Source organism: Rhodococcus sp. EPR-134 (assembly GCF_001647205.1).
Classification (GTDB): Bacteria; Actinomycetota; Actinomycetes; order Mycobacteriales; family Mycobacteriaceae; genus Rhodococcus_F; species Rhodococcus_F qingshengii.
The window spans coordinates 1-7,534 of sequence record NZ_LVCT01000185.1; the positions used below are offsets into that span (position 1 = coordinate 1).

Consider the following 7,534-nt stretch of genomic DNA (forward strand, 5'->3'; position numbering starts at 1 on the left):
CGACTGTCGGGTCAACCCGATATTCCAACCCCGTGGGGGTGGCGGAAAGGTAGAAGCCAGATTCACTAAGAATCTTCTCCAGTTCGCGAGAATCCAGGGAATGCCTGGTGTCCGGCATTCGGCCGTCTTCGATGGCTCGCGCACCGAAGCGCAATGCCAGGTGAAGAACCTCGGGCAGCTCATTCTGAGGCAAGTAAGCAACATAATTCTCATAATGCTGAGCTTTAGGCTCACGTCGGTTGCGCGTAACCTCGTTCAACACTGTCGAACCCGCACCCTCGAAGTAGCCACTCAGCCAGGGCTGGAGATAGCTGGCGAGCCAATCATCGACCGAATCAATCAGCTCGAGACTCGACCTAGTTCCGGCGAGCGCGTCATCGAGCCGGTCGACAGGCGACGGCATTTCACCAAGTGGCTGCTCGTCCTCCCCGGGCGACTTCCTGTTGCGCCTGTTCAATTCAGCAATAGTTACCCGTGATACCGCCACCGTGCTGCCTCCCAGAGAGTGACCAACCATAGAGTTGCGCTTGAAAAATACCGACCGGCACCGACAGTCTTGTCATCATCTACACCCACCGTGCAGTCGCGCATCGTTCCTGCGTGCGTGTTGACGGTCAGCGAAAGCCTCGCACCTGTCACGTGCGCGCACATGTGATTGCTCGTCATACCGAGCACGAGGCGCATACGGCCGATCTGGAACATGGCCTTGCCGGCGTCATCACGCGGCGATTGAGCACAGCGACATCACGCGCGTCTGACACATCATCAATTGCCTACCAAAGACCCGCATGACTTCAGCGCGGGAAGGAGTCATGCGGGTCAATGGTCGGACAGTAAGGCAGCGGAGGTTCGCGCCAATGCCTGCCCAGGTCAATCAGTCGAGGTCGTCGGGAATCTCGTCGTCATCGAGTTCGTCACCCAAGACCTCGTTGATGTCTATCTCGAAGTCAACCTCTGCATCTCCCGCAAGCCAGCGATCGACATCTGAGTAGTCGTTCTCGCGTTGGGTCGCATCGAGTCCTGTGTATGCGGCCCGGCGGGCCATGATGCGCAGCCCTGCATCAACACCTTTGAGGTCACCTGCTTGGACAGCGTTCATCGCGGTGACAGTCATCTTGTCGAGTCGCATCATCTCGAGTTCGAGCAGCTGAGTGAGGTCCTCACGGTCGGCGCTCTTCAGCTCCTGCCGTATCGCCTCCCGCGTCACCTTGTCCGAGTTGTAGCCCACACGCTTGGTGATTGCCGGAATGCTCAGCCCGTGCGCCCGCAGCTTCACAGCCTCACGTCGTTTCACCGCCGCGGTGACAACCTTCTTCGGGGAAGCCACAACATGTTCCTTTCTCTGGACACAAACCCCGCGTATGAACACCGATGCCCATACGCGGGGATAGCGATCATTCCTCGGTGTACGCCTTCACCAACGCGTCCAGCAACGGCCTTGCCGCCTCACGGTAAGCACCTCGCGGAGCAGACCTGATCGTCGCCATGTCGGCCCTGCGGGCATCGGTGTGAAACATGTGGGTGGTGACGCGACCCGCCGACACCGGATACCCGTTCTCCGCCTCGTGCCGGACATAGTCGACAACTGTTGCGACCTCACTGGGCATCACGATGGAATGCCAACGCTCCCTGTCCTTCCACACCGGTTCGTTCGTCCGATCGGGCCCTCCGAGATTCAACGGACGCGCCTTCAACCGAATGGATCGCTCGTACTCCTTGCGCTCCTTTACGAGAGAGATGAACTCAGCCAATCCAACGACCGCGAGGTTGTACGCCTCACGCAGGGGTTCCATGTCGGTAGACGCGAACTCCTCGTATTCAGCCATGAACTCGGCAAGTTCTGCCTGGTAAACAGCTTCACGTACGCGGGCCTCCTCGTTCTGGGCAGCGGACGCCTGCAGTTCAGCGAATGCAGCCTGTTCCTTCGCCGCAGTGATCTGCGCGGCAGTGACCTTGCCGTCGCCATTGATCACCTTCCGTTCGAGTGTGGCGATCTTCTCGTGCGCGGTGACGACAGCCTGCTCGGCGGACTCTGTTGCTTCCTGCGCTTCAATGACTGTGTTGGGCATGGTGTCTATTCCTGTTCCGTCGGAGCCACGAACTGTGGCATATCAATGTTGTGTTGGAGCTGGTCGATGTTGTGCAGCCCGCGAATCTCGTGGCGCATAGCCACATCTCGCTCAGTGAATGCTGCTGACAGCTTGGGCGACAAAGGAATCAGCAGATTCGCGTCGATGGTGTAGTCACGCAAACCGTTCTTGCGCAACACCTCAACGATCGACTGCGTCAGCAACGGACGCACCGCGTTGTCGGCCCGCATGATCGCCGAGTACGCCTCGGAGATTCCACCGTCGATGTCCCGCGTATCGCTGATGGATTCCTGAACGCTCGGCCAAAGACGCGCAAACATGCTCTCTGCCAACGCCTTCGATGCAACGTCAGTCGGAGGTTGGGTCAGCTCAGCACGAGCCGCATCTACCGCGTTGTGCGCTTCCTCGCTCTCGGCTCGGACCTTGGCCCGCATCTCGTCGAACATCGCCGCATCTGCCTCAATGGCTTCGCGAGTGTAGGTAGCCCCCTGCGCGACCAACTTCTCACGCAGCGCGAGCAGTTCCTCAGTGGTATACATGAATCTCCTTATCATCTTGCGATTGAGCAACTTTGGACCCAGACAATGGGCACGTCGAGTCGTGGACCAGCTCTGCGTCAATCGGAACCGCCAGAAGCGGTGAGTGAATGATCACTGCGGGAGAAGAGCAATGCCCGCACAGCTCCCCGTCGTCCGCGATGAAGTCCAGCATCGAGACTGGGTCAACGAACTGAAGAGCAGTTACGTCTTCAGCAATCACGCAATGAAATCGAGTTCCCATTGCCTTAGTCCTTTCCAATCCTCCTGTTTACGAACACCTTTCAGTGCCCGACATGCGAGCATCATTGCACGTCAACGCGCCAACCCCCGAACCTTGTAGCGTGCGGGCGCGACCTCAGACATGCGTCAGACAAAAGTGCCGGAGCGTTCAATCGACGGTGACGACAATCTGCGTTAAATCCCACACCACATGCAGCGCGTCGGGTTGGAACTGACCAATGGCCTCGAAGTACTCGTCCTGTCGCTCCTGGGCCTCGGCGAGAGTGTCGAACAGCCGCACGCACTTCACACCCGTCGCGTCGTGCATGAACCCATAGAGCCCATCACCTTCGATGTACGAACTGCCGTACAGGTCACTGCAGTAACTGGCGCGAGACTCAGGCCAGCCCTCAGCCAAGCATTGCGCAGCATTTCGACCTGTCATGTGTTCAAACCCGAAGGCCAGTAATGACTCTGGACATCTGCATCGTTTGACCACACGCACAGGCCACCCATTCGCGGGACGTTCAACCAATGGTCTCGCCCTCCACCCCTGTGTGCGCTTGCGGTACCCGAACCTGGACTTGTACTGCTCCGCCGTCAGCCCACACTCGCGCATGTAGTCTTCCCGTGCCATGCCTGGATGATCGTCGTTCATGTGTCGCTCCTATCGTTCGTCATATCGGATCGTTTAAGACGTCCCAGATGCGGCGTGAGCACCTGTGACGTTGGTATGCAATGAATCCCGCATGTGGACGGATCACAGATGTCAGCGTGTCCGTCACCGACACAAACCTGCACACATGCGATCTATTGCGTTGCCTTACTCGAGAACTCGTCTTACGACTGATCAAGCATCGAGACTCTTGATGCTTGGGTTAAACGGCATCTTGCGCACCAGCTCGCGGAACTCCTCTTGCTTCGACTCGCACTCTTCGCGATGAATCACCGGACCTGTCGACACAGAGTCGTCATCACCTTCGAGGTCCACGAGCACATACTCGACGGTGCACCACTCGCACAGATCCTCGTCGTCCACGATCAGAATCTCGTCGAGGTCATCGACAAAGAATTTGTACCCCAATGGTTCTCGATCAGTTTCGTCCACACCCAAGTCCTCCAGGCGTTCGTCACCCGGATAGATGCGGGCGATCAGCTTTCTAGCCATAGCCTTTACCTTTCAATAGATTTCGATTCCATCTGATCCGTACTACGTACACGCCCGCGAAGTTCAACGGCTGCGTCGTTCGATTCACAGCCATCCGCACAGATCCCCGAGTTTGTCCGTGTCGCCTGTAATCGTGCGAGTCGTGCATGTGTTCGTTCGGCGACCTCCAAGGCGTCACCAGCACTTGCAGCGAGAAAAAGAAAGGCGAGGCACCTGGGTAGATGCCCCGCCTGTCGAGTCGAGTCGCGCTACACGTTGACAGCCGAGTTCGCGATAGCCGCCAGGTCTGCGCGCAGCGATGGGCAATGGTCGTCATGCAGTGGCTGTGACCATGTCTTGACGAAGTACTTCTTGCAGTCCTGAACCAGAATGGCAGGCGTCGAGCAGTCTGGGCAGTGGTCACGCTCATCGGTGATGAAATGCAGGTCCAGTGCGGCAGCGACGTAGTAAGTCACGCCGTCATCCGTAGTCTCGGTACGCATAGCCTTGACGATACTTCCCATGTCTTCCTCCTGAGAATCCTTTGCTTTCAGCACCTTTGGTCGAGTGCCATTGCGAACATCATTGCACATCAAGGTCCTCCGTCCGGGCCTTCCTTGCGCGTGGGCACGACGTAAGAACCAGGTAGACAACATATTTCATTCCCACACCGCTGCGAACGCATTTTCATATCGGCCCCGATTGGCCTTACTCACGCGGGACGCGCGGGCACACCCACATACGGGCGCAGACTGCGTGATCGTGCGCGTGTGCCCGCGACACTCGATGTCACGATGTCACGATGTCACGAGCGCATCGCCTGAACGCCTCATAGTGACATCGTGACAAAGTGACAACATTTGGATTTTCATTACGCGGGCACGCGCACGCAGACTGCGCGCCTGCACCCGCCCGCCCGGGCACGCACGCGAGTAAGGCGACTAGGGCAACACGTAAGGCGTGCGAAGGCCGTTCGGCTGCTTGATGCGACGTGCATCTTTCAGCCGAGTGAGCGCCTGTCGCACACCGGCCTCATTCAGTTCGGGGTACTCCTTGACGATACTCTTAGCCAGCCCGCCGTTCGGGTGGTCGCGCAAGAACTGCAGCACGTAGTCCTCCACGGTCATCACCACTTCTCCAACCTCGTCGATCGCTTCGTGGACCCACAATGGAAACTCAAGCTGGAAGTGCTCGTCACGTTCGAGAACGTCACGGCCAGTGATCGAGCACTTGACCTCGTTCTTGCCCCGTACGCGGTTGAGGAACAGGACGGTATCCGCACCGCCCGTTATCTTTCGGTGCCCTGACACAGCGTCGAGGAAGTCCGCGGAGTCTTTGTTCTTCCTGTCGTGGGCGATGACGATAATGGCCACACCGTGCTTGTCGGCAATGCCCTTGAGTTCCTTCATCACCTTCTGGTCGGCCTTGCCCGGTGTGGCATTGGCTTTCCCATCGACGCGAATCTGGTCCAACGTGTCGATCACAACCAATCGGCATTCCTGGTGCTCAGACAGGTATGCGTCGAGCAACTCGCCTCCGCCCTCGCCCACATAAGGCCATTTCTCCATGATCGTGATGGGATGCCTGCGGTCCCTTGGCGATAGGTTCATCGCCGTGGTGACCTCGTTCAACCGGTTCTGCATACGACGCGGCGACGGGTCATCCACTGAGATAATGAGCGCCGCGCCTTCCTGTGCTGACATGTTCCCTAGCGCCTCGCCCAGCCCCCATGCCATGGAGACGACGATGTTCAGCATGAGGTACGACTTGCCGATCTTCGGCGCAGCGGCAATCAGGGTCAGACCCTCAGCGATGAACTCGTCGATAGGCCAGTTGAGCTCCTTGAACTCCGCACCCATCAGGCTGTCGTAATTCCACGTGCCCAACCGCCTCAACTGGTCGGCGAGCGAAAGGTCAGGGTTGTATAGCTCGTCGTCATCCTCGGAGTCCCCGTCATCCCCCAACACTTCGATTGCGCCAGCGGGTGTGGGCCGGGTGTCCTGGTCCCAGCACGCGATGACCTGGCCGGCCAACCGCTTGCCGAACTTCTCAACAGACGGTTCGTGTTGTTCGAGAATCCACAGCGTCTCGTTCTGTGTGAAGCCTGCTTCGTTGCACAGCCGCACGAGCAGCTTAGTTCGCTTGAACCGTTCGGTGCCGTCACCCGGATCACCCTCGCGCATCATCGAGCGAATCGTTGCACGCTCCCCGCCACCCCTTAGCCGCGTCCTGGTGACACGCTCAGCGACCAACAACGCTGGCGACGAGTCATCGTGTTTCACAACATGATTAGACGACTCAGGAAGCACCTTGTTGAACCGCTCCACAGAGACTGGGCGCCCCAGGAACGAACGTCCGTCCTTGTCCATGGCGACCATGCGCATGGCCTCGGGCTTGTGGTTCCATGTGCCACGAATGCGTGTCTGCTCGGAGTCACCCCACTTGCCTCCGCCGTCACTGTTCGTAATTCCACACGCCCGAGCCAACCTGAGCGAATAGGCCTTAACCTCGACGGGGGTAAGTAGCCTGTCCATGAGGAGGTATACGTGAACGTGCCCATCTCGCCCGCTGCGATGGAGACGTGCGCCCAGGGTCCTCAGCAAGTCCAACCCGTCAGGTGTGGGTGCGTCGTACTCGAACTTGAGGATGCTCGAAGGCAGCGAAAGCCCATCACCTCGAATCTCGTCAGGAAACGTCACACTGGAGGCGAACATATCCCAGTGTTCGAGCGCATACTTTTCGATGTGTGCGTACATCTTTCGCTTCTCCGCTGGATACTCGAAGAAATCCTGTCGCCAGTCGGCGCGTTTCACATACTCACCGTCGGGGCCATGGGGGAAGTGATTGGCACGACCGATGCACGCCTTGCCTGTCAGCCCTTCGAACCGCGACTCCAAGTCTGCCCTGACGGCCGCCATGTCAGGTGCGGGATATGCAACCGACACTTTGGGTGTGGACTTCTCGGTCATCGTTGAATCCTGCTCTCTTGGTTAGTTGTTGAACCCCAAGGATTCCGATTCCAGTTCTCGGCCAATCGTTGTGCCTGCTCGTCACCGGCAGTGACGTGTTGAGCACGAGTGCGACGAGGGGCGGCGCGTTCACGCTTTGCAGCGTCTGAGTTCGCCCCGTACGCCTTCGGAGCGCCACGCATGATGAACGACTCGTCAGGTTCATACACAGGCCGCACACCATCGCTGGCCGTGTTCCCACCGAAGTACTTCATGCGCTGCGCCTGATGCGGCGTGAGACGTGTTCGTCACCCTCACTGCAGGAATCTCCTGCGTGACAAGACTTGTGAGTGTCCAGCAGTGCGATCAAGTCGTCTTTGCGGAACCTACTGCCACGCAGAGTGGTCACCGCCTTTAGAGGAAAGTTTGGCGAATGCAGCACGCCCGATCGACCAACCTTGACCTCTTCAGCCACACGCTGCGTCGTCATGTATCGAGGTAAGGCTTCGATCCGAGCGTGGTAGTTCGACAGGTCGAATTGCCCGTATTCGAGCATAACGAGGAGCGGAACCCTGTGGGCTGAACCACCGA

At 58.3% G+C, this 7,534-nt stretch carries 9 protein-coding genes; all 9 read right to left on the reverse strand.

Going from position 1 to position 7,534, the window contains the following annotated elements:
- Window positions 1–487, reverse strand: a 487-nt coding sequence (locus A2J01_RS35725; RefSeq protein ID WP_156519212.1) for a hypothetical protein, incomplete at its 3' end; no start/stop codon positions are given.
- A 387-nt stretch (window positions 488–874) separates the two neighbouring features.
- Window positions 875–1,327, reverse strand: coding sequence for a hypothetical protein (locus A2J01_RS08240; protein WP_064112487.1), 453 nt, complete (start codon window positions 1,325–1,327; stop codon window positions 875–877).
- A gap of 67 nt (window positions 1,328–1,394) precedes the next feature.
- Window positions 1,395–2,069, reverse strand: a complete 675-nt coding sequence (locus A2J01_RS08245; protein ID WP_064112488.1) for a hypothetical protein — start codon at window positions 2,067–2,069, stop codon at window positions 1,395–1,397.
- A gap of 5 nt (window positions 2,070–2,074) precedes the next feature.
- Window positions 2,075–2,659, reverse strand: coding sequence for a hypothetical protein (locus tag A2J01_RS08250; protein ID WP_156519213.1), 585 nt, complete (start codon window positions 2,657–2,659; stop codon window positions 2,075–2,077).
- A 358-nt stretch (window positions 2,660–3,017) separates the two neighbouring features.
- The gene (locus tag A2J01_RS08260) at window positions 3,018–3,506 is read right to left on the reverse strand and encodes a hypothetical protein (protein ID WP_064112491.1); all 489 of its coding nucleotides are present in this window, start codon (window positions 3,504–3,506) and stop codon (window positions 3,018–3,020) included.
- A gap of 192 nt (window positions 3,507–3,698) precedes the next feature.
- Window positions 3,699–4,016, reverse strand: coding sequence for a hypothetical protein (locus A2J01_RS08265; protein WP_064112492.1), 318 nt, complete (start codon window positions 4,014–4,016; stop codon window positions 3,699–3,701).
- Between the two features lie 248 nt (window positions 4,017–4,264).
- Window positions 4,265–4,498: a hypothetical protein gene (locus tag A2J01_RS08270; RefSeq protein ID WP_156519214.1), complete on the reverse strand. Its 234-nt coding sequence runs from the start codon at window positions 4,496–4,498 to the stop codon at window positions 4,265–4,267.
- A gap of 438 nt (window positions 4,499–4,936) precedes the next feature.
- Window positions 4,937–6,964 (reverse strand): AAA family ATPase, encoded by a 2,028-nt coding sequence (locus tag A2J01_RS08275; RefSeq protein WP_082900825.1) that lies wholly within the window; start codon window positions 6,962–6,964, stop codon window positions 4,937–4,939.
- 250 nt (window positions 6,965–7,214) lie between these two features.
- Window positions 7,215–7,534 (reverse strand): hypothetical protein (locus A2J01_RS36815; RefSeq protein ID WP_231915740.1); only part of this gene is annotated, 320 nt, incomplete at its 5' end.

Bases quoted from the DNA above. Each gene is read 5' to 3' on its own strand.
- A2J01_RS08245 (WP_064112488.1), bottom strand. From the start codon at position 2,069: ATGCCCAACACAGTCATTGAAGCGCAGGAAGCAACAGAGTCCGCCGAG.
- A2J01_RS08260 (WP_064112491.1), bottom strand. From the start codon at position 3,506: ATGAACGACGATCATCCAGGCATGGCACGGGAAGACTACATGCGCGAG.
- A2J01_RS08265 (WP_064112492.1), bottom strand. From the start codon at position 4,016: ATGGCTAGAAAGCTGATCGCCCGCATCTATCCGGGTGACGAACGCCTG.
- A2J01_RS08270 (WP_156519214.1), bottom strand. From the start codon at position 4,498: ATGCGTACCGAGACTACGGATGACGGCGTGACTTACTACGTCGCTGCC.
- A2J01_RS08275 (WP_082900825.1), bottom strand. From the start codon at position 6,964: ATGACCGAGAAGTCCACACCCAAAGTGTCGGTTGCATATCCCGCACCT.